The sequence below is a fragment of the Streptomyces sp. BBFR25 genome (assembly GCF_044590125.1).
In the GTDB taxonomy this organism is placed as follows: Bacteria; Actinomycetota; Actinomycetes; order Streptomycetales; family Streptomycetaceae; genus Streptomyces; species Streptomyces canus_D.
In genome coordinates this window covers 4,884,374-4,907,901 of record NZ_CP172447.1, presented here as the reverse complement: position 1 = coordinate 4,907,901, position 23,528 = coordinate 4,884,374, and the positions used below count along the sequence as shown (strand labels likewise).

General features: G+C 69.7%; 20 protein-coding genes. 4 read left to right on the top strand and 16 right to left on the bottom strand.

Annotated elements, in window-relative coordinates; translation table 11 throughout:
* Positions 1-4 precede the first annotated feature (4 nt).
* Entirely contained in the window at positions 5-2,023 is a 2,019-nt protein-coding gene (recQ, locus tag ACGH52_RS22450; protein ID WP_399941825.1) for a DNA helicase RecQ, read from the bottom strand.
* 182 nt (positions 2,024-2,205) lie between these two features.
* Between recQ and ACGH52_RS22445 the strand changes: the two genes are divergently transcribed.
* On the top strand, positions 2,206-2,805 hold the full coding sequence (locus ACGH52_RS22445; protein WP_399941821.1) for a Uma2 family endonuclease: 600 nt from the start codon (positions 2,206-2,208) through the stop codon (positions 2,803-2,805).
* A 76-nt stretch (positions 2,806-2,881) separates the two neighbouring features.
* On the opposite strand, the gene nuoN is transcribed toward ACGH52_RS22445, so the two are convergent.
* Genes nuoN through ACGH52_RS22375 form a run of 14 tightly spaced genes read right to left on the bottom strand, consistent with a single transcriptional unit; the run spans position 2,882 to position 19,098 of the window.
* A complete protein-coding gene (gene nuoN / locus ACGH52_RS22440) occupies positions 2,882-4,540 on the bottom strand; it encodes an NADH-quinone oxidoreductase subunit NuoN (protein ID WP_076975776.1) in 1,659 nt (552 codons plus the stop codon).
* Positions 4,537-6,108: an NADH-quinone oxidoreductase subunit M gene (locus ACGH52_RS22435; protein ID WP_059299946.1), complete on the bottom strand. Its 1,572-nt coding sequence runs from the start codon at positions 6,106-6,108 to the stop codon at positions 4,537-4,539. Before ACGH52_RS22435 ends, nuoN begins: the two co-directional genes overlap by 4 nt.
* A gap of 5 nt (positions 6,109-6,113) precedes the next feature.
* Positions 6,114-8,078, bottom strand: a complete 1,965-nt coding sequence (gene nuoL, locus ACGH52_RS22430; protein WP_059299945.1) for an NADH-quinone oxidoreductase subunit L — start codon at positions 8,076-8,078, stop codon at positions 6,114-6,116.
* Between the two features lie 14 nt (positions 8,079-8,092).
* Positions 8,093-8,392 (bottom strand): NADH-quinone oxidoreductase subunit NuoK, encoded by a 300-nt coding sequence (gene nuoK / locus ACGH52_RS22425; protein WP_059299944.1) that lies wholly within the window; start codon positions 8,390-8,392, stop codon positions 8,093-8,095.
* On the bottom strand, positions 8,389-9,285 hold the full coding sequence (locus ACGH52_RS22420; protein WP_059299943.1) for an NADH-quinone oxidoreductase subunit J: 897 nt from the start codon (positions 9,283-9,285) through the stop codon (positions 8,389-8,391). The genes nuoK and ACGH52_RS22420 overlap by 4 nt, the downstream gene beginning before the upstream one ends.
* On the bottom strand, positions 9,282-9,977 hold the full coding sequence (gene nuoI, locus ACGH52_RS22415) for an NADH-quinone oxidoreductase subunit NuoI (protein WP_171987340.1): 696 nt from the start codon (positions 9,975-9,977) through the stop codon (positions 9,282-9,284). Before nuoI ends, ACGH52_RS22420 begins: the two co-directional genes overlap by 4 nt.
* Complete coding sequence (gene nuoH, locus ACGH52_RS22410) at positions 9,970-11,361, bottom strand: NADH-quinone oxidoreductase subunit NuoH (RefSeq protein WP_059299942.1); 1,392 nt, start codon at positions 11,359-11,361, stop codon at positions 9,970-9,972. The genes nuoI and nuoH overlap by 8 nt, the downstream gene beginning before the upstream one ends.
* Positions 11,358-13,889 carry an NADH-quinone oxidoreductase subunit G gene (locus ACGH52_RS22405; protein ID WP_210974175.1) on the bottom strand — a complete coding sequence of 844 codons (2,532 nt, stop codon included), beginning with the start codon at positions 13,887-13,889 and terminating at the stop codon, positions 11,358-11,360. Before ACGH52_RS22405 ends, nuoH begins: the two co-directional genes overlap by 4 nt.
* Entirely contained in the window at positions 13,886-15,235 is a 1,350-nt protein-coding gene (gene nuoF / locus ACGH52_RS22400) for an NADH-quinone oxidoreductase subunit NuoF (RefSeq protein ID WP_171987339.1), read from the bottom strand. Before nuoF ends, ACGH52_RS22405 begins: the two co-directional genes overlap by 4 nt.
* On the bottom strand, positions 15,232-16,104 hold the full coding sequence (gene nuoE / locus ACGH52_RS22395; RefSeq protein ID WP_210974176.1) for an NADH-quinone oxidoreductase subunit NuoE: 873 nt from the start codon (positions 16,102-16,104) through the stop codon (positions 15,232-15,234). Before nuoE ends, nuoF begins: the two co-directional genes overlap by 4 nt.
* A complete protein-coding gene (locus tag ACGH52_RS22390) occupies positions 16,101-17,423 on the bottom strand; it encodes an NADH-quinone oxidoreductase subunit D (RefSeq protein WP_076975772.1) in 1,323 nt (440 codons plus the stop codon). Before ACGH52_RS22390 ends, nuoE begins: the two co-directional genes overlap by 4 nt.
* On the bottom strand, positions 17,420-18,175 hold the full coding sequence (locus ACGH52_RS22385; protein WP_059299937.1) for an NADH-quinone oxidoreductase subunit C: 756 nt from the start codon (positions 18,173-18,175) through the stop codon (positions 17,420-17,422). Before ACGH52_RS22385 ends, ACGH52_RS22390 begins: the two co-directional genes overlap by 4 nt.
* A complete protein-coding gene (locus ACGH52_RS22380; RefSeq protein ID WP_006133126.1) occupies positions 18,172-18,726 on the bottom strand; it encodes an NADH-quinone oxidoreductase subunit B family protein in 555 nt (184 codons plus the stop codon). The genes ACGH52_RS22385 and ACGH52_RS22380 overlap by 4 nt, the downstream gene beginning before the upstream one ends.
* Positions 18,727-18,738: 12 nt before the next feature.
* Positions 18,739-19,098: an NADH-quinone oxidoreductase subunit A gene (locus tag ACGH52_RS22375; protein WP_003974383.1), complete on the bottom strand. Its 360-nt coding sequence runs from the start codon at positions 19,096-19,098 to the stop codon at positions 18,739-18,741.
* 847 nt (positions 19,099-19,945) lie between these two features.
* Between ACGH52_RS22375 and ACGH52_RS22370 the strand changes: the two genes are divergently transcribed.
* Both ACGH52_RS22370 and def read left to right on the top strand, forming a co-directional pair.
* Entirely contained in the window at positions 19,946-20,791 is an 846-nt protein-coding gene (locus ACGH52_RS22370; protein ID WP_399941809.1) for a C40 family peptidase, read from the top strand.
* A 131-nt stretch (positions 20,792-20,922) separates the two neighbouring features.
* Complete coding sequence (gene def, locus ACGH52_RS22365; protein ID WP_365861051.1) at positions 20,923-21,549, top strand: peptide deformylase; 627 nt, start codon at positions 20,923-20,925, stop codon at positions 21,547-21,549.
* Between the two features lie 56 nt (positions 21,550-21,605).
* Here the strand turns inward: def and ACGH52_RS22360 are convergent, their stop codons facing one another.
* Positions 21,606-22,898 (bottom strand): geranylgeranyl reductase family protein, encoded by a 1,293-nt coding sequence (locus ACGH52_RS22360; RefSeq protein WP_059299935.1) that lies wholly within the window; start codon positions 22,896-22,898, stop codon positions 21,606-21,608.
* 97 nt (positions 22,899-22,995) lie between these two features.
* Here ACGH52_RS22360 and ACGH52_RS22355 point away from each other — a divergent pair, with 97 nt between their 5' ends.
* Positions 22,996-23,517 carry a GNAT family N-acetyltransferase gene (locus ACGH52_RS22355; protein WP_059299934.1) on the top strand — a complete coding sequence of 174 codons (522 nt, stop codon included), beginning with the start codon at positions 22,996-22,998 and terminating at the stop codon, positions 23,515-23,517.
* Positions 23,518-23,528 lie beyond the last annotated feature (11 nt).

Sequence of the window (23,528 nt, the reverse complement as noted above, 5' to 3'; positions counted from 1 at the left end):
GCCCCTATATCCAGTCCTCCGGCTCGGGCTCCGGCTCGTGCTCGGGCCAGTCGTCCGCGCCACCGTGCACACCGGAACCGGTGCCCGGTCCGTCCGACGGGGCGGGCGTGGGCGCCGGGGCGGAGCCCGGTCCGTCCAGCCCGGCCAGCACCTCGATCACGCCCTCCCCATACGTCGCCAGCTTCTTCTCGCCGACGCCGCTGATGCCCCCGAGCTGCCCCACCGAGGTGGGCCAGACGGTGGCGATCTCCCGAAGGGTGGCGTCGTGGAAGATGACGTACGCCGGGACACCCTGCTCGCGGGCCTGCTCCGCACGCCAGGCGCGCAGCGCCTCGAAGGCGGGGACCAGCTCCGCGGGCAGCTCGGCCACGGCGGCCTTCGCCTTGCGCTCGCCGCGTCCACCGCCGGTCGACTTGGCCGCGGCGGGCTTCTTGGGCTCCTTGCGCAGCGGCACCTCACGCTCCCGCCGCAGGACCTCGCCGCTGGTCTCGGTCAGCACCAGCGTGCCGTACTCCCCCTCGACCGCGAGCAGGCCCTGGGCCAGCAGCTGCCGGGCGACGCCCCGCCACTCGCCCTCGGTCAGCTCCTCGCCGATGCCGAACACGGAGAGCTGGTCGTGGTCGAACTGGATCACCTTGGCGGTGCGCTTGCCCAGCAGGATGTCGATGATCTGCCCGGCGCCGAACTTCTGTCCGCGCTCCCGCTTCAGCCGCACGACCGTCGACAGCACCTTCTGCGCCGCCACCGTGCCGTCCCAGGTCTCGGGCGGGGTCAGACAGGTGTCGCAGTTGCCGCAGCCGGCCCGGTCCGGGTCCTGGCCGAAGTAGGCGAGGAGCTGGCCGCGGCGGCAGCGGGCGGTCTCGCACAGGGCGAGCATGGCGTCCAGGTGGGACTGGGCCCGGCGGCGGAACGCCTCGTCGCCCTCGCCGGACTGGATCAGCTTGCGCTGCTGTATGACGTCGTTGAGGCCGTAGGCCATCCAGGCCGTGGAGGGCAGGCCGTCCCGCCCCGCGCGGCCGGTCTCCTGGTAGTAGCCCTCGACCGACTTGGGCAGGTCCAGGTGGGCGACGAACCGCACGTCCGGCTTGTCGATGCCCATGCCGAAGGCGATGGTGGCCACGACCACCAGGCCCTCCTCGCGCAGGAACCTCGACTGGTGCGCCGCGCGGGTGCCCGCGTCCAGGCCCGCGTGGTAGGGCACCGCCTCCACACCGTTGCGCGAGAGGAACTCGGCGGTCTTCTCGACGGAGTTGCGCGAGAGGCAGTACACGATGCCCGCGTCCCCCGGGTGCTCCTCGCGCAGGAAGCTCAGGAGCTGCTTCTTGGGGTCCGACTTCGGCACGACCCGGTACTGGATGTTGGGCCGGTCGAAGCTGGCCACGAAGTGCCGCGCCGCCGGCATGTTCAGCCGCTCGGTGATCTCGCGGTGGGTGGCGTCGGTGGCCGTCGCCGTGAGGGCGAGGCGGGGCACGTCCGGCCAGCGCTCGCCGAGCAGCGACAGGGAGAGGTAGTCGGGCCGGAAGTCGTGGCCCCACTGGGAGACGCAGTGCGCCTCGTCGATGGCGAAGAGGGAGATCTTGCCGCGGGAGAGCAGGTCGAGGGTGGTGTCCAGGCGCAGCCGCTCGGGCGCCAGGTACAGCAGGTCGAGCTCTCCGGCGAGATACTCGGCCTCGACCACGCGCCGCTCGTCGAAGTCCTGCGTGGAGTTCATGAACCCGGCCCGCACGCCGAGCGCCCGCAGGGCGTCGACCTGGTCCTGCATCAGCGCGATCAGCGGCGAGACCACGATGCCCGTGCCGGGCCTGACCAGGGACGGGATCTGGTAGCACAGCGACTTCCCGCCGCCGGTCGGCATGAGCACGACGGCGTCGCCCCCGGCGATCACGTGCTCGACGATCGCCTCCTGCTCGCCGCGGAAGGCGTCGTACCCGAAGACCCGGTGCAGGGTGGCCAGCGCCTCGCTGTCCCCGTCCCTCACCTGCGCCGTCTCTGCCATCTCGCCGATCACGCCCGTCCCGCCCATCGTCTGGTCCCCCGTACTGCTGCCTCGCCCGTCCGGTCTGTCTGGTCCGTCCTGCCCCGACCACTGCCTCAACGATAGGGGTCCGCGCCGACAGCCCGGGAGTTATCCACAGGCTCCGTCCGTCACGGAAAGCTACGAGCCGATAACCTGCTGCACTGTCCACCTCCTATCAGCAGGGACGAGTGAGAATGGCGCGCGAAGCCCCGCCTACTGAATGGCCGGTGCCTCCTGATGGTGGCTGGACCGCTGACGACCTGGACCGCCTTCCCGGCCTGCCCCTGCACACGCAACTTCTCGACGCGGTGCTCGTCTTCCCCTGCCCGCAGACGGCCTTTCACGAGCGGGCCACGAGCTTCTTCGGACGGCGGCTCTCCACGGCCGCCGTACAGGGGCTCGACGTTCTGTGCAGGTTCAGCATCGACGTGGACCGGCAGAACCGGTTGGAGGCTGACGTGATCGTCCTGCGGGAAGCGGCATTGACGTGCCTCGAACAGACCCGCGTACCTGCGGCCGAGGTCGTGCTGGCCGTGGAGGTCACCTCGCCGGACTCCGTCTCCCACGACCGCGAGACCAAGCCCCTGAAGTACGCCCGGTCCGGCATCACCCACTACTGGCGGGTGGAGAACGAGAAGGGACTAGCCGTCGTCCACGCCTTCGAGCTGGAGCCCACCACCCGCGCCTACACCAGCGTCGGCATCTTCCGCGAACGCATGAAGGTGAGCGCGCCCTTCCCGATGGACCTGGATCTGACCGCCATCAAAGCGCGCCGCGGCGGCGAGTAGCCCCGGCACAGACGGCTGTGGTCCGGCACCCCTGAGAAGAGGGCCGGACCACAGCCGCAACGCCGCGAGCGCAGCGTCAGCGCACGAACACCCCCGCCTGTCCCGCCAGGTCCAAGAAGTACTGCGGTGCCACACCGAGCACCACGGTGACCGCCACGCCCACGGCGATGGCCGTCATCGTCAGTGGGGACGGCACCGCGACCGTCGGGCCCTCCGGGCGCGGCTCGCTGAAGAACATGAGCACGATCACGCGGATGTAGAAGAACGCCGCGATCGCCGACGAGATCACACCGATCACGACCAGCGGGGCCGCGCCACCCTCCGCCGCCGCCTTGAACACGGCGAACTTCCCCGAGAACCCCGAGGTCAGCGGGATACCGGCGAAGGCCAGCAGGAACACCGCGAAGATGGCCGCCACCAGCGGCGACCTGCGGCCGAGCCCGGCCCACTTCGACAGGTGCGTCGCCTCGCCGCCCGCGTCGCGCACCAGCGTGACGACCGCGAAGGCGCCGATCGTGACGAAGGAGTACGCGGCCAGATAGAAGAGGACCGACGAGATGCCCTCCGGCGTGGTCGCGATGACACCGGCGAGGATGAAGCCCGCGTGCGCGATCGACGAGTACGCCAGCAGCCGCTTGATGTCGGTCTGCGTGATCGCGACGATCGCACCGGCCAGCATCGTGAGGATCGCCACGCCCCACATCACCGGCCGCCAGTCCCAGCGCAGGCCGGGCAGGACGACGTAGAGGATGCGGAGCAGGGCGCCGAAGGCGGCCACCTTGGTCGCGGCCGCCATGAAGCCGGTCACGGGCGTCGGCGCGCCCTGGTACACGTCCGGCGTCCACATGTGGAACGGCACCGCGCCCACCTTGAACAGCAGGCCCATGACGATCAGCGCGGAGCCGACGAGCAGCAGCGCGTCGTTGCCCATCGTGTCGGCGAGCGCCGGGGTGACGTTCTGCACGGTGCCGTCGACGACCTGGGCGATCGTGCCGTACGACATGGAGCCCGCGTAGCCGTAGAGCAGGGCGATGCCGAACAGGGTGAACGCGGAGGCAAAGGCGCCGAGCAGGAAGTACTTGACCGCCGCCTCCTGCGACATGAGCCGCTTGCGGCGGGCCAGCGCGCACAGCAGGTACAGCGGGAGGGAGAAGACCTCCAGGGCCACGAAGAGCGTCAGCAGGTCGTTGGCCGCCGGGAAGACCAGCATGCCGACGACGGCGAAGAGCAGGAGCGGGAACACCTCCGTGGTGGTGAAGCCCGCCTTGACCGCCTTCTGCTCGCTCTCGCTGCCCGGTACGGCCGCCGCCTGCGCGGCGAAGGAGTCGACGCGGTTGCCGTGCTGCTCCGGGTCGAGTCGCCGTTCGGCGAAGGTGAACAGGCCGACCAGGCTGGTCAGCAGGATGGTGCCCTGGAGGAACAGGGCCGGTCCGTCGACGGCGATGGCGCCCATCGCCGTGATGCCGGCCTTGGTCGTGCCGTACCCGCGCGCGGCGAGTGCGACGACCGCGGCGAAGGCCGCGATCAGGGCGACGGCGGACACGAACATCTGGACGTAGTAACGGGACCTGCGCGGCACGAAGGCCTCGACCAGGATGCCGATGATCGCCGCGCCGATGACGATGAGGACGGGCGACAACTGCCCGTACTCGATCTTCGGCGCGTCGATCTTGGCGATCGGGTCGGCCGCCGTCGCCGCCGTTGTCCACAGGCTGTGGACGGCTGTTGCGCTCACTTGGCCGCCTCCACCTCAGGCTGGGGGTCCTTCTTGTGTACGTCGGACATGGTCTGCTCCACCGCCGGGTTGACGATGTCCGTCACGGGCTTCGGGAAGACGCCCAGGAAGATCAGCAGCGCCACCAGCGGTGCCACCACCACCAGCTCGCGCACCCGCAGGTCGGGCATCCCGCTCACCTCGGCCTTCACCGGGCCCGTCATCGTCCGCTGGTAGAGGACGAGGGTGTAGAGCGCGGCGAGGACGATGCCGAGGGTGGCGATGATGCCGATCACCGGATAGCGCGTGAAGGTGCCGACCAGGACCAGGAACTCACTGACGAAGGGCGCCAGACCCGGCAGGGACAGGGTCGCGAGGCCGCCGATCAGGAAGGTGCCGGCCAGGATCGGGGCGACCTTCTGCACACCGCCGAAGTCGGCGATGAGCCGCGAGCCGCGCCGCGAGATCAGGAATCCGGCGATCAGCATCAGCACCGCGGTCGAGATGCCGTGGTTGACCATGTACAGCGTGGCGCCGGACTGGCCCTGGCTGGTCATCGCGAAGATGCCCATGATGATGAAGCCGAAGTGCGAGATCGACGCGTAGGCGATCAGCCGCTTGATGTCGCGCTGGCCGACCGCGAGCAGCGCGCCGTAGATGATGCTGATGACCGCCAGGACCAGGATGACCGGCGTCGCCCACTTGCTGGCCTCCGGGAAGAGCTGGAGGCAGAAGCGGAGCATCGCGAAGGTGCCGACCTTGTCGACGACCGCCGTGATGAGCACGGCGACCGGCGCGGTCGACTCCCCCATGGCATTGGGCAGCCAGGTGTGCAGCGGGAACAGCGGCGCCTTCACCGCGAAGGCGAAGAAGAAGCCCAGGAACAGCCAGCGTTCCGTGCTGGTCGCCATGTCCAGCGAGCCGTTGGCCCGCGCCTCGGCGATCTCGGTGAGCGAGAAGTTCCCGGCGACCACGTAGAGGCCGATCACCGCGGCCAGCATGATCAGACCGCCGGCCAGGTTGTAGAGCAGGAACTTCACGGCGGCATACGACCGCTGGGTCGCCGCCGTCTTCTCGCCGTGCTCGTGGGCCCGGTCGCCGAAGCCGCCGATCAGGAAGTACAGCGGGATCAGCATGGCTTCGAAGAAGATGTAGAAGAGGAAGACGTCGGTGGCCTCGAAAGAGATGATCACCATCGCCTCGACGGCCAGGATCAGGGCGAAGAAGCCCTGCGTCGGCCGCCACCGGCTGCTGCCGGTCTCCAGCGGGTCGGCGTCGTGCCAGCCCGCGAGGATGATGAACGGGATCAGCAGGGCGGTCAGCGCGATCAGCGCCACCGCGATGCCGTCCACGCCCAGTTCGTACCGGACACCGAAGTCCGCGATCCAGGAGTGGGACTCGGTGAGCTGGTAGCGGTCGCCGTCGGGATCGAAGCGGACCAGGACCGTGATCGCCAGCGCGAGCGTGGCCAGCGAGACCAGCAGCGCCAGCCACTTGGCCGCGGTGCGTCGCGCGGCCGGCACGGCTGCCGTGGCGATCGCCCCGACGGCCGGGAGGGCCGCCGTGACTGTCAGCAGGGGAAAGGACATCGGTATCAGACCGCCCTCATCAGCAGGGTCGCGGCGACGAGGAGCGCCGCACCGCCGAACATCGAGACCGCGTACGAGCGCGCGAAGCCGTTCTGCAGCTTGCGCATCCGCCCGGACAGACCGCCGACCGAGGCCGCCGTGCCGTTGACGACTCCGTCGACCAGGGTGTGGTCGACGTAGACCAGGGAGCGCGTGAGGTGCTCGCCGCCGCGGACTAGGACCACGTGGTTGAAGTCGTCCTGGAGCAGGTCGCGTCGGGCGGCCCGGGTGAGCAGCGACCCACGCGGGGCGACGGCCGGGACCGGACGGCGCCCGTACTGCGCCCAGGCGAGGGCGACGCCGATGACCATGCAGGCCACCGTCGCCCCGGTGACCGTACCGGCGCTGATCGGCGCGTCGCCGTGGCTGTGTCCGGTGATGGGCTCCAGCCAGTGCAGGAAGCGGTCGCCGATGCTGAAGAAGGCGCCGCCCGCGACCGATCCGACGGCCAGCACGATCATCGGGATCGTCATGAGCCCCGGCGACTCGTGCGGGTGCGGCGGCTCGTAGGCGCCGCGCGTCTCGGCGGCGGGCTCGACGTCGGGCTTGGCCGGCGACGGCGTCGGGGCGTTGCGCCAGCGCTCCTCTCCGAAGAACGTCATCAGCATCACGCGCGTCATGTAGTACGCGGTGATGGCCGCGCCCAGCAGGGCGCAGGCGCCGAGGATCCAGCCCTCGGTGCCGCCCTTGGCGAACGCCGCCTCGATGATCTTGTCCTTGGAGAAGAAGCCGGACAGCCCCGGGAAGCCGATGATGGCGAGGTAGCCGAGGCCGAAGGTGACGAAGGTGACCGGCATGTACTTGCGCAGTCCGCCGTAGCGGCGCATGTCGACCTCGTCGTTCATGCCGTGCATGACGGAGCCCGCGCCGAGGAACAGCCCGGCCTTGAAGAAGCCGTGCGTCACCAGGTGCATGATCGCGAAGACGTAGCCGATGGGGCCGAGGCCCGCGGCGAGCACCATGTAGCCGATCTGCGACATGGTCGAACCGGCCAGTGCCTTCTTGATGTCGTCCTTCGCACAACCGACGATCGCACCGAACAGCAGCGTGACCGCTCCGACGATGGTGACCACCAGTTGCGCGTCCGGCGCGCCGTTGAAGACGGCGCCGGAGCGGACGATCAGGTACACGCCCGCCGTCACCATGGTCGCGGCGTGGATGAGGGCCGAGACCGGGGTCGGGCCCTCCATCGCGTCACCGAGCCAGGACTGCAGCGGCACCTGGGCGGACTTGCCGCACGCGGCGAGCAGCAGCATCAGGGCGATCGCGGTGAGCTTGCCCTCGTCCGCCCCGGCCGCGAGCCCGGCCTCCCCGTGGCCACCGAGCACCGGCCCGAAGGCGAAGGTGCCGAACCACAGGAACATCAGCATGATGGCGATGGACAGGCCCATGTCGCCGACGCGGTTGACCAGGAAGGCCTTCTTCGCGGCCGTGGCGGCGCTGGGCTTGTGCTGCCAGAAGCCGATCAGCAGGTAGGAGGCGAGACCGACGCCCTCCCAGCCGACGTACAACAGCAGGTAGTTGTCGGCGAGGACGAGGATCAGCATCGCCGCGAGGAACAGGTTCAGGTAGCCGAAGAAGCGGCGGCGGCGCTCGTCGTGCTCCATGTACGCGACCGAGTACAGGTGGATGAGCGAGCCGACGCCGGTGATCAGCAGGACGAACGTCATCGACAGCTGGTCGAGCCGGAAGGCGACGTCGGCCTGGAATCCCTCCACCGGGATCCAGCTGAACAGGTGCTGCGTCAGGGTGCGGTCCTCGGCGCCGCTGCCGAGCAGGTCGGCGAAGAGCACGACGCCGATCACGAAGGACACGGCGGCCAGCAGCGTGCCGATCCAGTGGCCGACGCGGTCCAGCCGGCGTCCGCCGCACAGCAGGACGACCGCTCCGAGCAGGGGCGCCGCCACCAGCAGCGCAATCAGATTCTCCACGATTCAGCGACCCCTCACAGCTTCATCAGGCTGGCGTCGTCGACCGAGGCCGAGTGGCGGGAACGGAACAGGGACACGATGATCGCGAGCCCGACCACGACCTCCGCGGCGGCGACGACCATCGTGAAGAAGGCGATGATCTGGCCGTCGAGGTTGCCGTGCATGCGGGAGAAGGCGACGAACGCGAGGTTGCAGGCGTTGAGCATCAGCTCGATGCACATGAAGACGACGATCGCGTTGCGTCGGACCAGCACTCCGGTGGCGCCGATCGTGAACAACAGGGCCGCGAGGTAGAGGTAGTTGACTGGATTCACTTCGACGCCTCCTCGGACCTCTTGGAGTCGGACCGCTCGGAGCCCTCGGAGTCGGGGCGCCCGGAGCCCGCCGGGCCGACCGCCTTGCGTTCCAGCCGCTCCTCGGCCCGCTGCTCCAGCGCCTTCAGGTCGCTCAGTGCCTCCATCGACACGTCGCGGATCTGGCCCCGCTCGCGGAGCGTCTTGCTGACGGTCAGCTCGGAGGGCGTGCCGTCGGGCAGCAGGCCCGCGATGTCGACCGCGTTGTGCCGGGCGTACACGCCGGGGGCCGGCAGCGGCGGCAGGTACTTGCCGTCGCGGACGCGCTGCTCGGACAGCTCGCGCTGGGTCCTGGCCCGCTCGGTGCGCTCGCGGTGGGTGAGCACCATGGCACCGACGGCGGCCGTGATGAGCAGCGCGCCGGTGATCTCGAAGGCGAAGACGTACTTGGTGAAGATGAGGGACGCGATGCCCTCCACGTTGCCGTTCGCGTTGGCCTGGGCGAGGCCGGTGAACTCGGTGACGGAGGCGTTGCCGATGCCGGCGATCAGCAGGATGCCGAAGCCGAGCCCGGACACCAGGGCCAGCCAGCGCTGGCCCTTGATGGTCTCCTTCAGCGAGTCCGCCGCGGTGACGCCGACGAGCATCACCACGAACAGGAACAGCATCATGATGGCGCCGGTGTAGACGACGATCTGCACGATGCCGAGGAAGTAGGCACCGTTGGCGAGGTAGAACACCGCCAGAACGATCATGGTCCCGGCGAGGCACAGCGCGCTGTGCACGGCCTTCCTCATGAAGACGGTGCACAGGGCGCCGATCACCGCGACGGTGCCGAGGATCCAGAACTGGACGGCCTCGCCGGTGGAGGTGCCGGCGGAGAGGGTCGCCGCGGCGGCGAGCTGCGCGCTCATCGGCGGATCACCTCCTCCGACGCAGGCTCCGTCCCGCCGAAGGTCGAGTCGCCCTCCTGGACGACCTCGCCCTCGGAGTGGGCGACCTGCTGGACCGTGCCCGGCGCCGCCTCGGTCACCAGGCCCCGGTAGTAGTCCTGCTCGTCGGTGCCCGGGTAGATGGCGTGCGGCGAGTCGACCATGCCCTCCTCCAGACCGGCGAGCAGCTGGTCCTTGGTGAAGATGAGGTTGGCGCGGCTGGAGTCGGCCAGCTCGAACTCGTTGGTCATCGTCAGCGCGCGCGTGGGGCAGGCCTCGATGCACAGGCCGCACAGGATGCAGCGGGCGTAGTTGATCTGGTAGACGCGGCCGTACCGCTCGCCCGGCGAGTAGCGCTCCTCGTCGGTGTTGTCCGCGCCCTCGACGTAGATGGCGTCGGCGGGGCAGGCCCAGGCGCACAGCTCGCACCCGACGCACTTCTCCAGGCCGTCCGGATGGCGGTTGAGCTGGTGCCGTCCGTGGAAGCGCGGAGCGGTGGTCTTCTGCTGCTCCGGGTACTGCTCGGTCAGCCGCTTCTTGAACATGGCCTTGAAGGTCACGCCGAAGCCGGCCACGGGGTTCATGAAACCGGGGTCGGTCCCCCGGTGATCCACGTGTTCCGTGTCTTCCCCGGGCCCCTTGTGTTCCGTGTGTTCCTTGCGTTCCTCAGCCATCGGACGCCTCCTTTCCATCCGTAGTTCCGCCCACAGGTCCGTCACTGTGAGTATCGGGCCCGCCACTGACAATCAGCTCCCGCTCCCGGCGGGGACGGCGCCTGGGCACCGGCGGCACCTGCTGTCCGGGCATCGGCGGGACGGGGAAGCCGCCGGCCATCGGGTCGAAGGCGGCCTCCGCCTCGGCGGCTTGTTCGGCGGGCTGTTCGGCGCCCTTGCCGCCCTTGTCGCGGTACATGTCCACGAGGAAGGACAACAGCAGCAGGACCAGGACGCCGCCGCCGATGTAGAGGGCGATGTCGCTGAAGCCGTAGTTCTCGTTCCTGAGCGCCCGCACGGTCGCGACCAGCATCAGCCAGACCAGGGAGACCGGGATGAGGACCTTCCAGCCGAGCTTCATCAACTGGTCGTAGCGGACCCGGGGCAGGGTGCCGCGCAGCCAGATGAAGAAGAACAGCAGCAGTTGGACCTTGATCACGAACCAGAGCAGCGGCCACCAGCCGTGGTTGGCGCCCTCCCAGAAGGTGCTGATCGGCCAGGGGGCCCGCCAGCCGCCGAGGAACAGCGTGGTGGCGACCGCCGAGACCGTCACCATGTTCACGTACTCGGCGAGCATGAACATCGCGAACTTGATCGACGAGTACTCGGTGTTGAAGCCGCCCACCAGGTCGCCCTCGGACTCGGGCATGTCGAAGGGGGCGCGGTTGGTCTCGCCGACCATCGTGACGATGTAGAGGATGAAGGAGACCGGCAGCAGCACGATGTACCAGCGGTCGTCCTGCTGGGCGACGATCTCCGAGGTCGACATCGAACCGGAGTAGAGGAACACCGAGGCGAACGCGGCGCCCATCGCGATCTCGTAGGAGATCATCTGGGCGCAGGAGCGCAGTCCGCCGAGCAGCGGGTACGTCGATCCTGAACTCCAGCCGGCGAGCACGATGCCGTAGATGCCGACCGAGGCGACCGCCAGGATGAACAGCATCGCGATCGGCAGGTCGGTGAGCTGCATGGCGGTGCGGTGGCCGAAGATCGAGACCTCGTTGCCGGCCGGTCCGAAGGGGATCACCGCGATCGCCATGAAGGCGGGGATGGCCGCGACGACCGGCGCGAGGACGTACACCGCCTTGTCGGCGCGCTTGACGATGACGTCTTCCTTGAGCATCAGCTTGATGCCGTCGGCGAGCGACTGGAGCATGCCCCAGGGTCCGTGCCGGTTCGGGCCGATGCGCAGCTGCATCCAGGCGACGACCTTGCGCTCCCACACGATGGAGAACAGCACGGTCACCATCAGGAAGGCGAAGCAGAACACCGCCTTGACGACGACCAGCCACCAGGGGTCGGTGCCGAACATCGAGAGGTCTTCAGCGGCGAGGTACGGGCTCATGCCTCCACCTCCTTGGGGGCGGCACCCGCGGGCGTCGCCGGACCGATGCGGACGAGGGTTCCGGGCAGTACCCCGGCGTCGGAGGCGACGCCGGCGCCGGCCGAGTTCAGCGGGAGCCAGACCACGCGGTCGGGCATCTCGGTGACCTGGAGCGGGAATTCGACGGCTCCGGCCGGTCCGGTCACGGCGAGGAGGTCGCCGTCCTTGACGCCCGCCTCGGCGGCCGTGGCGGCCGACACGCGCGCGCGTGCGGCGTGCCGGGTGCCGGCGAGCGCCTCGTCGCCCTGCTGGAGCAGGCCCTGGTCGAGCAGCAGCCGGTGCCCGGCCAGCACGGCCTCTCCGGCGGCCGGTCGCGGCAGCGCGCTCGCGGTCTGCAGCGGCTCGCCGCCCCGCGGTCCGTCCCAGGTGCCGAGCCGGTCGATCTCCGCGCGCGTGGTGCGCAGATCGGGCAGGCCCAGGTGTACGTCCATGGCGTCGGCCAGCATCTGCAGGACGCGGGCGTCGGTGGGAGCGAGACGGCGTGTCATCTGGTCGGGCTTGAGCGCGGCCTCGAAGAAGCGCACCCTGCCCTCCCAGTTGAGGAAGGTGCCGGGCTTCTCGGCGACCGCGGCGACGGGCAGGACCACGTCGGCGCGTTCGGTGACCTCGCTGGGTCGCAGCTCCAGCGACACCACGAACCCGGCCTCGTCGAGTGCCGCACGCGCACGCGTGGGGTCGGGCAGGTCGGCGACCTCCACGCCCGCCACCAGCAGCGCCTGGAGTTCGCCCCGGGCCGCGGCCTCGACGATCTCGCCGGTGTCGCGGCCGTAGCGGTGCGGCAGGTCGACCAGGCCCCACAGGGTGGCGACCTCCTCACGCGCGCGGGGGTCGGTCGCCGGACGGCCGCCGGGCAGCAGCGACGGCAGCGCGCCCGCCTCGATCGCGCCGCGCTCTCCGGCCCGGCGCGGGATCCACACCAGCCGGGCGCCGGTCGCCGCCGAGGTCCGTACGGCGGAGGTGAGGCCCCCGGCCACGGACGCCAGCCGTTCACCGACGACGATCACGGCGCCCTCGGCGCGCAGGGCCTCGGCCGCCTGGGCGCCGCCCTCCTCCAGGCCGACGCCGCTCGCGAGGGCGTCCAGCCACTCGGTCTCGGTGCCGGGAGCGGCGGGGAGCAGGGTGCCGCCCGCCTTCTCCAGACCCCGCGTGGCGTGCGTGGCCAGCGAGAAGACCTTCTGCCCGTGCCTCCGCCAGGCCTTGCGCAGCCGCAGGAAGACGCCGGGCGCCTCCTCCTCGGCCTCGAAGCCGACCAGCAGGACCGCGGGCGCCTGCTCCAGCGACGTGTACGTGACGCCGGTGCCTCCCCCAGACTCCGTCCGGGAGGTGCCCCCAAGGTCGCGGCCCCGTCCGGCGACGTGGGCGGCCAGGAAGTCGGCCTCCTCGGCGCTGTGCACGCGCGCGCGGAAGTCGATGTCGTTGGTGTCGAGCGCCACGCGCGCGAACTTGCTGTACGCGTAGGCGTCCTCGACGGTGAGCCGCCCGCCGGTCAGGACGCCGGTGCGGCCCCTGGAGGCGAGCAGTCCCTGCGCGGCGATCTGGAGCGCCTCCGGCCAGGAGGCCGCCTCCAGCTCCCCCTCCGCGTTGCGCACCAGGGGGGTGGTGAGCCGGTCCCGCTGCTGCGCGTACCGGAACCCGAAGCGTCCCTTGTCGCAGATCCACTCCTCGTTGACCTCGGGCTCGTTGGCCGCGAGGCGCCGCATGACCTTGCCGCGCCGGTGGTCGGTGCGGGTGGCGCAGCCGCCGGAGCAGTGCTCGCACACGGACGGCGAGGAGATCAGGTCGAAGGGGCGGGAGCGGAACCGGTAGGCCGCCGAGGTGAGCGCGCCGACCGGGCAGATCTGGATGGTGTTGCCGGAGAAGTACGACTCGAAGGGGTCGCCCTCGCCGGTGCCGACCTGCTGGAGCGCGCCCCGCTCGATCAGCTCGATCATCGGGTCGCCCGCGACCTGGTTGGAGAACCGGGTGCAGCGGGCGCACAGCACGCAGCGCTCACGGTCGAGCAGGACCTGCGTGGAGATCGGCACGGGCTTCTCGTAGGTCCGCTTCTTGCCCTCGAAGCGGGAGTCGGACTGGCCGTGCGACATCGCCTGGTTCTGCAGGGGGCACTCGCCGCCCTTGTCGCAGACCGGGCAGTCCAGCGGGTGGTTGATGAGCAGCAGCTCCATCACACCGTGCTGGGCCTTCTCGGCGACGGGCGAGGTGAGCTGCGTCTTCACCACCATGCCGTCGGTGCAGGTGATGGTGCAGGACGCCATGGGCTTGCGCTGGCCCTCGACCTCGACGATGCACTGGCGGCAGGCGCCGGCCGGGTCGAGGAGGGGGTGGTCGCAGAACCGGGGGATCTCGATGCCGAGCTGTTCGGCGGCCCGGATGACCAGGGTGCCCTTGGGCACGCTGATCTCGGCACCGTCGATCGTCAGCGATACGAGGTCCTCCGGCGGGACCGCCGCCTCTCCCCCTCCCGAGGGAGCATTGGTGGTCACAGTCATGCCTTCACCTCCGTGCGGTCGGCCCAGGCCGTCGACTTGGCCGGGTCGAAGGGGCAGCCGCGGCCCGTGATGTGCTCCTCGTACTCCTCGCGGAAGTACTTGAGCGAGGAGAAGATCGGCGAGGCGGCACCGTCGCCGAGGGCGCAGAAGGACTTGCCGTTGATGTTGTCGGCGATGTCGTTCAGCTTGTCGAGGTCGGACATCTGTCCCTTGCCGGCCTCGATGTCGCGCAGCAACTGGACGAGCCAGTAGGTACCTTCGCGGCAGGGTGTGCACTTGCCACAGGACTCGTGGGCGTAGAACTCGGTCCAGCGGGTGACGGCCCGCACGACGCAGGTCGTCTCGTCGAAGCACTGGAGTGCCTTCGTGCCGAGCATGGAACCGGCGGCGCCCACTCCTTCGTAGTCGAGGGGGACGTCGAGGTGCTCGTCGGTGAACATCGGGGTCGAGGAGCCGCCGGGCGTCCAGAACTTGAGGCGGTGGCCGGGGCGCATGCCGCCGCTCATGTCGAGGAGCTGGCGCAGCGTGATGCCGAGCGGGGCCTCGTACTGGCCGGGGCCCGCGACGTGGCCGCTGAGCGAGTAGAGCGTGAAGCCCGGGGACTTCTCGCTGCCCATCGACCTGAACCAGTCCTTGCCCTTGTTCAGGATCGCGGGAACTGAAGCGATCGATTCGACGTTATTCACCACAGTCGGGCACGCATAGAGGCCCGCGACGGCAGGGAAGGGGGGACGGAGCCGCGGTTGACCCCGGCGGCCTTCGAGCGAGTCGAGCAGTGCGGTCTCCTCACCGCAGATGTACGCGCCCGCGCCCGCGTGCACGGTGAGAGTGAGGTCGAGTCCGCTGCCCAGGATGTTCTCGCCGAGGAAGCCGGCCGCGTAGGCCTCGCGCACGGCCTCGTGCAACCGCCGCAGCACTGGGACGACTTCACCACGCAGATAGATGAAGGCATGCGAAGACCTGATGGCGTAGCACGCGATGACGATGCCCTCGATGAGGCTGTGCGGGTTCGCGAAGAGGAGCGGGATGTCCTTGCAGGTCCCCGGCTCCGACTCGTCGGCGTTGACAACTAGATAGTGAGGCTTGCCGTCCCCCTGAGGAATGAACTGCCACTTCATCCCCGTCGGGAACCCGGCACCGCCGCGTCCACGCAGACCGGACTCCTTGACGTACGCGATCAGGTCGTCCGGCGCCATCGCCAGCGCCTTGCGGAGCCCCTCGTACCCCTCGTGCCTCCGGTAGACGTCGAGAGTCCACGACTCGTCCTCGTCCCAGAAGGCCGACAGCACGGGTGCGAGCAGCTTCTCCGGGCTGCTGCCCCTGATCTCGGCTGCCACGGTCATCACTCCCCCTCCTCGGCGGTAGGCCCTGCCGGGTTGGAAGGGTCGGATGCCGATGTGTCCTGCGGCGCGTCGTGCGAGCTGAGGTGTTCCGTCGGGGACGGGTCGTGCACGTCCCGGTCCTGCGGCGCGTCGTGCGGCCCGCCGTCCCGCGGGTGCACCACGCGCGCGGCGGACGCCTCGCCCTTGGCGAGCTTGAGCCCGGCCAGGGATGCGGGACCCGCGCTGCCGCCGGCCGCGACGGCGCCGTCCCGCTCGTCGGGGAAGCCCGCCAGGATCCGGGCGGTCTCCTTGAAGGTGCACAGCGGCGCACCGCGCGTGGGCGTCACCGGCCGTCCCGCGCGCAGGTCGTCGACGAGGGACTTGACGCTCGCCGGGGTCTGGTTGTCGAAGAACTCCCAGTTGACCATCACGACCGGTGCGAAGTCGCAGGCCGCGTTGCACTCGATGTGCTCCAGGGTGACCTTGCCGTCCTCGGTGGTCTCTCCGTTGCCGACGCCGAGGTGCTCCTGGAGGGACTCGAAGATCGCGTCGCCGCCCATCACCGCGCACAGCGTGTTGGTGCACACGCCGACCTGGTAGTCGCCGCTGGGCCTGCGCCGGTACATGGTGTAGAAGGTCGCGACCGCGGTGACCTCGGCGGTGGTGAGGTCCAGCACGTCCGCGCAGAACTGCATCCCGGTGCGCGTGACGTGTCCCTCCTCGGACTGCACCAGGTGCAGCAGCGGCAGGAGGGCGGACCGGGAGTCCGGGTAGCGGGCGATGATCTCGCGCGCGTCGGTCTCCAGCCGGGCCCGGACGTCGTCCGGGTAGGCGGGCGCGGGCAGTTCCGGCATGCCCAGGCTGACGCCCCGCTCCGAAGAAGAGGTGGTCACCGGTCGACGCCTCCCATCACGGGGTCGATGGACGCCACGGCGACGATGACGTCGGCGACCTGGCCGCCCTCGCACATCGCCGCCATGGCCTGCAGATTGGTGAAGGACGGGTCGCGGTAGTGGACCCGGAAGGGGCGGGTGCCGCCGTCGGAAACGACATGCACCCCCAGCTCGCCCTTGGGCGACTCGACCGCCGTGTACGCCTGTCCCGGCGGCACCCGGAAGCCCTCCGTGACCAGCTTGAAGTGGTGGATCAGGGCCTCCATGGAGGTGCCCATGATCTTCTTGATGTGGTCGAGGGAGTTGCCGAGGCCGTCCGGCCCGAGGGCGAGCTGGGCGGGCCAGGCGATCTTCTTGTCGGCGACCATGACCGGGCCGGGCTGGAGCCGGTCCAGACACTGCTCGACGATTCTGAGGGACTGGCGCATCTCCTCCAGCCGGATCAGGAAGCGGCCGTAGGAGTCGCAGGTGTCGGCGGTCGGGACGTCGAAGTCGTACGTCTCGTAGCCGCAGTACGGCTGGGTCTTGCGCAGGTCGTGCGGGAGGCCGGTGGACCTGAGGACGGGGCCGGTGGCGCCGAGGGCCATGCAGCCGGCCAGGTCGAGGTAGCCGACGTCCTGCATGCGGGCCTTGAAGATGGGGTTCCCGGTGGCGAGCTTGTCGTACTCCGGGAGGTTCTTGTTCATCTTCTTCACGAACTCGCGGATCTGGTCCACCGCGCCCGGCGGCAGGTCCTGGGCGAGCCCGCCCGGGCGGATGTACGCGTGGTTCATCCGCAGGCCGGTGATCAGCTCGTAGATGTCGAGAATCAGTTCACGATCGCGGAAGCCGTAGATCATGATCGTGGTGGCGCCCAGCTCCATGCCGCCGGTGGCGATGGCCACCAGGTGCGAGGAGAGCCGGTTCAGCTCCATGAGCATGACCCGGATGATCGTCGCCCGGTCGGGGATCTGGTCCTCGATGCCGAGGAGCTTCTCGACGCCCAGGCAGTACGCCGCCTCGTTGAAGAAGGGCGTCAGGTAGTCCATGCGCGTCACGAACGTGGTGCCCTGCGTCCAGTTCCGGTACTCGAGGTTCTTCTCGATGCCGGTGTGCAGGTAGCCGATGCCGCAGCGGGCCTCGGTGACCGTCTCGCCGTCGATCTCCAGGATGAGGCGGAGGACACCGTGCGTGGACGGGTGCTGGGGACCCATGTTGACGACGATGCGCTCGTCGTCGGCGCGGGCCGCGGACTGGACGACCTCGTCCCAGTCGCCGCCGGTGACCGTGTAGACGGTGCCTTCGGTCGTCTCCCTGGGGGAGGCGTGGGAAGTGCTCACGAGTACGACCTCCGCTGGTCCGGAGCCGGGATCTGGGCGCCCTTGTACTCGACGGGGATGCCGCCGAGGGGGTAGTCCTTGCGCTGCGGAAAGCCCTGCCAGTCGTCCGGCATCATGATCCGCGTCAGGGCGGGGTGACCGTCGAAGAGGATGCCGAAGAAGTCGTACGTCTCGCGCTCGTGCCAGTCGTTCGTCGGATAGACGGAGACCAGCGACGGGATGTGCGGGTCGCCGTCGGGCGCGCTGACTTCGAGGCGGATCAGCCGGTTGTGGGTGATCGAGCGCAGGTGGTAGACGGCGTGCAGCTCGCGGCCCTTGTCGTGCGGGTAGTGGACGCCGCTGACGCCGGTGCACAGTTCGAAGCGCAGGGCGGGGTCGTCGCGCAGGGTGCGGGCGACCCGGACCAGGTGCTCGCGCTCGATGTGGAAGGTCACCTCGCCCCGGTCGACGACCGTCTTCTCGATGGCGTTGTCGGGCAGGAGCCCCTGCTCCTCCAGCGCGCCCTCGAGTTCGTCGGCGACCTCGTCGAACCAGCCGCCGTAGGGGCGGGTCGCCGGTCCGGGGAGCCGGACGGAGCGGACCAGGCCGCCGTAGCCGGAGGTGTCGCCGCCGTTGTTGGCGCCGAACATGCCGCGCTGGACGCGGATCTCCTCGCCGCCCTGGCCCCGCTGGCCGGGGAGGTTCTCCGCGGACAGGTCCTTCTCGGGGTTCACACCGTTCGCGTCACCCGCGGTGTTGTTCGCGTCGCTCACCGCAGCAGCCCCTTCATCTCGATCGTGGGCAGGGCCTTGAGCGCCGCTTCCTCCGCCTCGCGGGCCGCCTCCTCGGCGTTCACGCCGAGCTTGGAGCTCTGGATCTTCTGGTGGAGCTTGAGGATGGCGTCCATCAGCATCTCGGGCCGCGGCGGGCAGCCGGGGAGGTAGATGTCGACCGGGACGACGTGGTCGACGCCCTGGACGATGGCGTAGTTGTTGAACATGCCGCCCGAGGAGGCACAGACCCCCATGGAGATGACCCACTTCGGGTTCGGCATCTGGTCGTAGACCTGCCGCAGCACCGGCGCCATCTTCTGGCTGACCCGGCCCGCGACGATCATCAGGTCCGCCTGCCGCGGCGAACCGCGGAAGACCTCCATGCCGAAGCGCGCCAGGTCGTAGCGGCCGGCGCCGGTGGTCATCATCTCGATGGCACAGCAGGCGAGGCCGAACGTGGCCGGGAAGACGGACGACTTGCGCACCCAGCCCGCGGCCTGCTCGACGGTGGTCAGCAGGAAGCCGCTCGGCAGTTTTTCTTCGAGTCCCATGTCAAAGGCCCCTCAGTCCCATTCCAGGCCGCCGCGCCGCCATACGTACGCGTACGCGACGAAGACGGTGAGCACGAAGAGCAGCATCTCCACGAGCCCGAAAATCCCCAGGGCGTCGAAGGTGACGGCCCAGGGGTAGAGGAAGACGATCTCGATATCGAAGATGATGAAGAGCATCGCCGTCAGGTAGTACTTGATGGGGAAGCGCCCGCCGCCGGCCGGCGTGGGGGTCGGCTCGATGCCGCACTCGTAGGCCTCGAGCTTCGCCCGGTTGTACCGCTTCGGACCGATCAGCGTGGCCATCACCACGGAGAAGATCGCAAAGCCTGCCCCGAGGGCTCCCAGTACGAGGATGGGCGCATACGCGTTCACCGCTCCTCGCTCCTCTCAGTCGGCACTGACTGCATGGGGGTCCCCCCTGGTCGAGCGGAGCCGAGACCTGGGGGAGGTTGCACTGGACTCACGGCCGCCCCAACAGCCCCACGAGCCCCGCCCGTCCCGACGAAGATCGCAAACATGTGAAGCAGGTCACAAGCCCAACTGCCTCGCATCCTATGCCCGAGGCTCTGTGATCTGCGACACGGGGTATTGCACAAGCTTTGTGATCTCCACCACCTGACGAACGATCATGAAGTCGGATGAGCGGTGATCTTCACACAAGAAGCGTTCACCTGATCACCAGAGGTGACAATTTCGCTCGTCGTCGCTGGCCAGAGGGCCCGAGCAAGGTGCGTCTCCATATCAAGATGCTTCCCTTGCATGCAAATTGGCGCTGGACGCACACCCTTGATAGTGGAGGCGTTCACACATGAGGGGGAGGGCCGGGGGTCGGTGTGGACACGTGCACGCGTTCACGAGCGCGGACGGGCACCGCCGGACGACCGCCACGCCGACCACCACGCCGGCCGCCGAGGCGACCGGACCGCCGCGCACGCGACGGACGCACCCGCCGGGGTAACCGTTCCGTGACCTGCGCCACATTCATGAGAGACGTCTGAGAACCGGGCTTGGCCAAGTGTCCCAACAAGTGGTAAGCGCGGGGCAATTCGGGCGTAACGATCAAAGACCGTGATCACAGGCCGGTTACAGCCCGTCCGCTATGTCCGTTACGGCGTCAATAAAGAGCGACACGCCCGGGATTCGGCGGCTCGATTGAACAACTGTGGCGCAGCACACGTTTCTTGAAGGTATGGAGGAGCTACTGATACCGGTTGTCCCTATGTCCCACACCGCTCACATACGCAGCCACCGGAAGCCCCGCCGCAGCGCGTCGACGATCGCGATGCGGGCCGGAGTTGCCGGTGGCGTCCTCAGCACCCTGGCAGTGGCCGGTGCGTCGGGGTCGGCCAACGCGGCCGAACCGGTGACGCAGACCCTCGAACTGCCCACCCTGACGGCCGACCTGGCCGCTCAGGTCGCCCAGTCCGCAGACGTCACGCAGCAGGCGGCCGCGAGCTACCAGCTGCAGGCCGAGCGTGACGCGGCGGCCGCCAAGGCCGCCAAGCAGGCCAAGACCGACCTCGCCGAGGCCAAGAAGAAGGCCGCGGAAGCCAAGAAGAAGGCCGAGGAGGCCGAGCGCAAGGAGGCCGCCGAGCGCGCCTCTCGCGCCGCCGAGCGCACCACTCTGAGCGTCTCCTCGGACACCGGCTCCTCCACCGGCACGGGCACCAGCAGCAACACCAGCACCAGCACCAGCACGTCCACGGCGACCGGTTCGGCCGCCGCCGTCGTCTCCTTCGTGCAGGCCCAGGTCGGCAAGGCGTACGTCTCCGGCGCCACCGGCCCGTCCGCCTACGACTGCTCCGGTCTCGTGCAGGCCGCCTTCAAGCAGGTCGGCATCAGCCTGCCCCGCGTCTCCCAGGCGCAGTCGACGGCCGGCACCCAGGTCGGCCTGGACAACCTCCAGCCGGGCGACATCCTCTACTGGGGCGGCGCGGGCAGCGCGTACCACGTGGGCGTCTACGTCGGCGGCGGCATGTTCGTCGGCGCGCAGAACTCCTCCACCGGTGTCGTCGAGAAGCCCCTTTCCTACGACCCGCCGAGCGGCGCGGTGCGCGTGCTCTGACCCGCACCCACCCGTACACACGCGCAAGGGCCGCAGCCGCTCGGGGGCTGCGGCCCTTCGCGGGCTCCTGGCATGCTCGGGCGCGGGCCGGTGCTCCACCGGCCCGTCCACGAGCCGAAGGAGACAACCTCATGCCGAGTGTGTTCGTCCAGGGGCGGCCCACCGCCTCCTATCCCCCGTTCGCGCCCGAGGCCCGGCGTGGAGCGGTGCGACGCGTCACCGAGGTCGGCGAGGAGGTGCTGCACAGGCCGTGCCGTGACGTCACGGAGTTCGGACCCGACCTCGCGGCACTCATCGACGACATGTTCCGCACGATGTACGTCGCGGAGGGGGCCGGACTGGCGGCCAATCAGGTCGGGGTCGACCTGCGCCTGTTCGTCTACGACTGCCCGGACGACGACGGTGTCCGACATGTCGGGCACATCGTGAATCCGGTTCTCGAGACCCTCGACCCGGCCGCGCGGCGGCTGCTCGACGAGGGCGAGGGGTGCCTGTCGGTGCCGGGCGCCGTCATGGCCGTACCGCGGCCCGACCGGGCGGTGGTGCGCGGCCTGGACAAAGACGGCGCGCCGCTCCTCATCGAGGGCACGGGCTACTTCGCGCGCTGCCTGGCCCACGAGACCGACCACGTGAACGGGCAGGTCTACCTGGACCGGCTCTCCGGCCGGGAGCGGAAGGCGGCACTGCGGCAGTCGGCGGACCGGCGCGAGGAGGTCTTCGCGCGCCGGGCCGCCAACGCCGCGGCCTTCGCCGCCTGATCAGCCGCCTCCGATCAGGCACCAATGGTCAGGCACCTGTGATCAGGCACCGTTGATCAGGCCTTCGGCGCGACCTTGCTCAGTCCGTTGATGATGCGGTCCATCGCGTCGCCGCCCGTCGGGTCCGTCAGGTTGGCGAGCATCTTCAGGGTGAACTTCATCAGGATCGGGTGGGTGAGGCCGCGCTGGGTCGCGATCTGCATGACCTTCGGGTTGCCGATGAGCTTCACGAAGGCGCGGCCCAGGTTGTAGTAGCCGCCGTAGGTGTCCTTGAGGACGCGCGGGTAGCGCTGCAGGGCGATCTCGCGCTGGGCCGGCGTGGCCCGCGCGTGGGCCTGGACGACGACGTCGGCGGCGATCTGGCCGGACTCCATGGCGTAGGCGATGCCCTCGCCGTTGAAGGGGTTCACCAGGCCGCCGGCGTCGCCGACGAGGAGCAGGCCCTTGGTGTAGTGGGGCTGGCGGTTGAAGGCCATGGGCAGGGCGGCGCCGCGGATCGGGCCGGTCATGTTGTCCGGGGTGTAGCCCCAGTCCTCGGGCATGGACGCGCACCAGGCCTTGAGGATCTCGCGCCAGTCCAGCTCCTTGAAGGCGGCGGAGGTGTTCAGGACGCCCAGGCCGACGTTGGAGGTGCCGTCGCCCATGCCGAAGACCCAGCCGTAGCCCGGCAGCAGGCGGTCCTGCGCGCCGCGCCGGTCCCACAGTTCCAGCCAGGACTCCAGGTAGTCGTCGTCGTGGCGGGGCGAGGTGAAGTACGTGCGGACCGCGACGCCCATCGGTCGGTCCTCGCGGCGGTGCAGGCCCATCGCCAGGGACAGCCGTGTGGAGTTGCCGTCGGCGGCCACGACCAGCGGCGCGTGGAAGGTGACCTCGCGCTTGTCCTCGCCCAGCTTGGCGTGCACGCCGGTGATGCGGCCGGTGCGGTCGTCGATGACCGGGGCGCCGACGTTGCAGCGCTCGTACAGGCGCGCGCCGGCCTTCTGGGCCTGCCGGGCGAGCTGCTCGTCGAAGTCGTCGCGCTTGCGGACGAGTCCGTAGTCGGGGAAGGAGGCCAGATCCGGCCAGTCCAGCTGGAGGCGCGAGCCGCCGCCGATGATGCGCAGACCCTTGTTGCGCAGCCAGCCGGCTTCCTCGGAGATGTCGATGCCCATGGCGACGAGCTGCTTGACCGCGCGCGGGGTCAGGCCGTCACCGCAGACCTTCTCCCTGGGAAAGGCGGTCTTCTCCAGCAGCAGGACGTCGAGTCCCGACTTGGCCAGGTGGTACGCGGTGGTGGAGCCGGCCGGCCCCGCGCCCACGACGATCACATCGGCGGTGTTCTCGGAGAGCGGCTCAGTCTCGACGGTCACGGCGGGATCTCCCCAAGTTCGAAATCTGCGTGCCGACCGGCACTGGTCATGGGCAGTCTATTCAGCGTCACCGATCACCCGGCTGAAGGGCTGCCCAGTGAAGCGACCTCTCCCCGTTGTACGGTTGCGCGTCCCCACCGACGAGGACGCCGTCGCCTGGCACCGGATCTTCGCCGATCCGGACGTCATGGAGTTCCACGGCGGGAGGCCCGCGGAGCTGTCCGTCTACGAGGAGCTGACCGCCCGCCAGCGCCGGCACGATGCCGAGCACGGCTTCTGCCTGTGGTCCATGGTGGACGAGTCGGGCCAGGTCATAGGGTTCACCGGCGCCCAGCCGTGGCCCGGGGACTGGGGCCCCAAGGGCGAGATCGAGATCGGCTGGCGGCTCGGGCGGGCGTACTGGGGCAAGGGGTACGTCACGGCGGCCGCCCGGCAGACGCTGGAGCGGGTGCGCGGGGCGGGTGTGCCGGAGGTGGTCGCGATGGTCAACGCGCGCAACACCCGGTCCATCGCGGTCACGGAGCGGCTGGGCATGCGGCTCGCCGAGGTCTTCGCGATCCCGTCCTCCGAGCAGCGGGGGCACTGCTACCGCCTGCCACTGTCCGAGCCCTCCCCCTGACCCCCACCAGG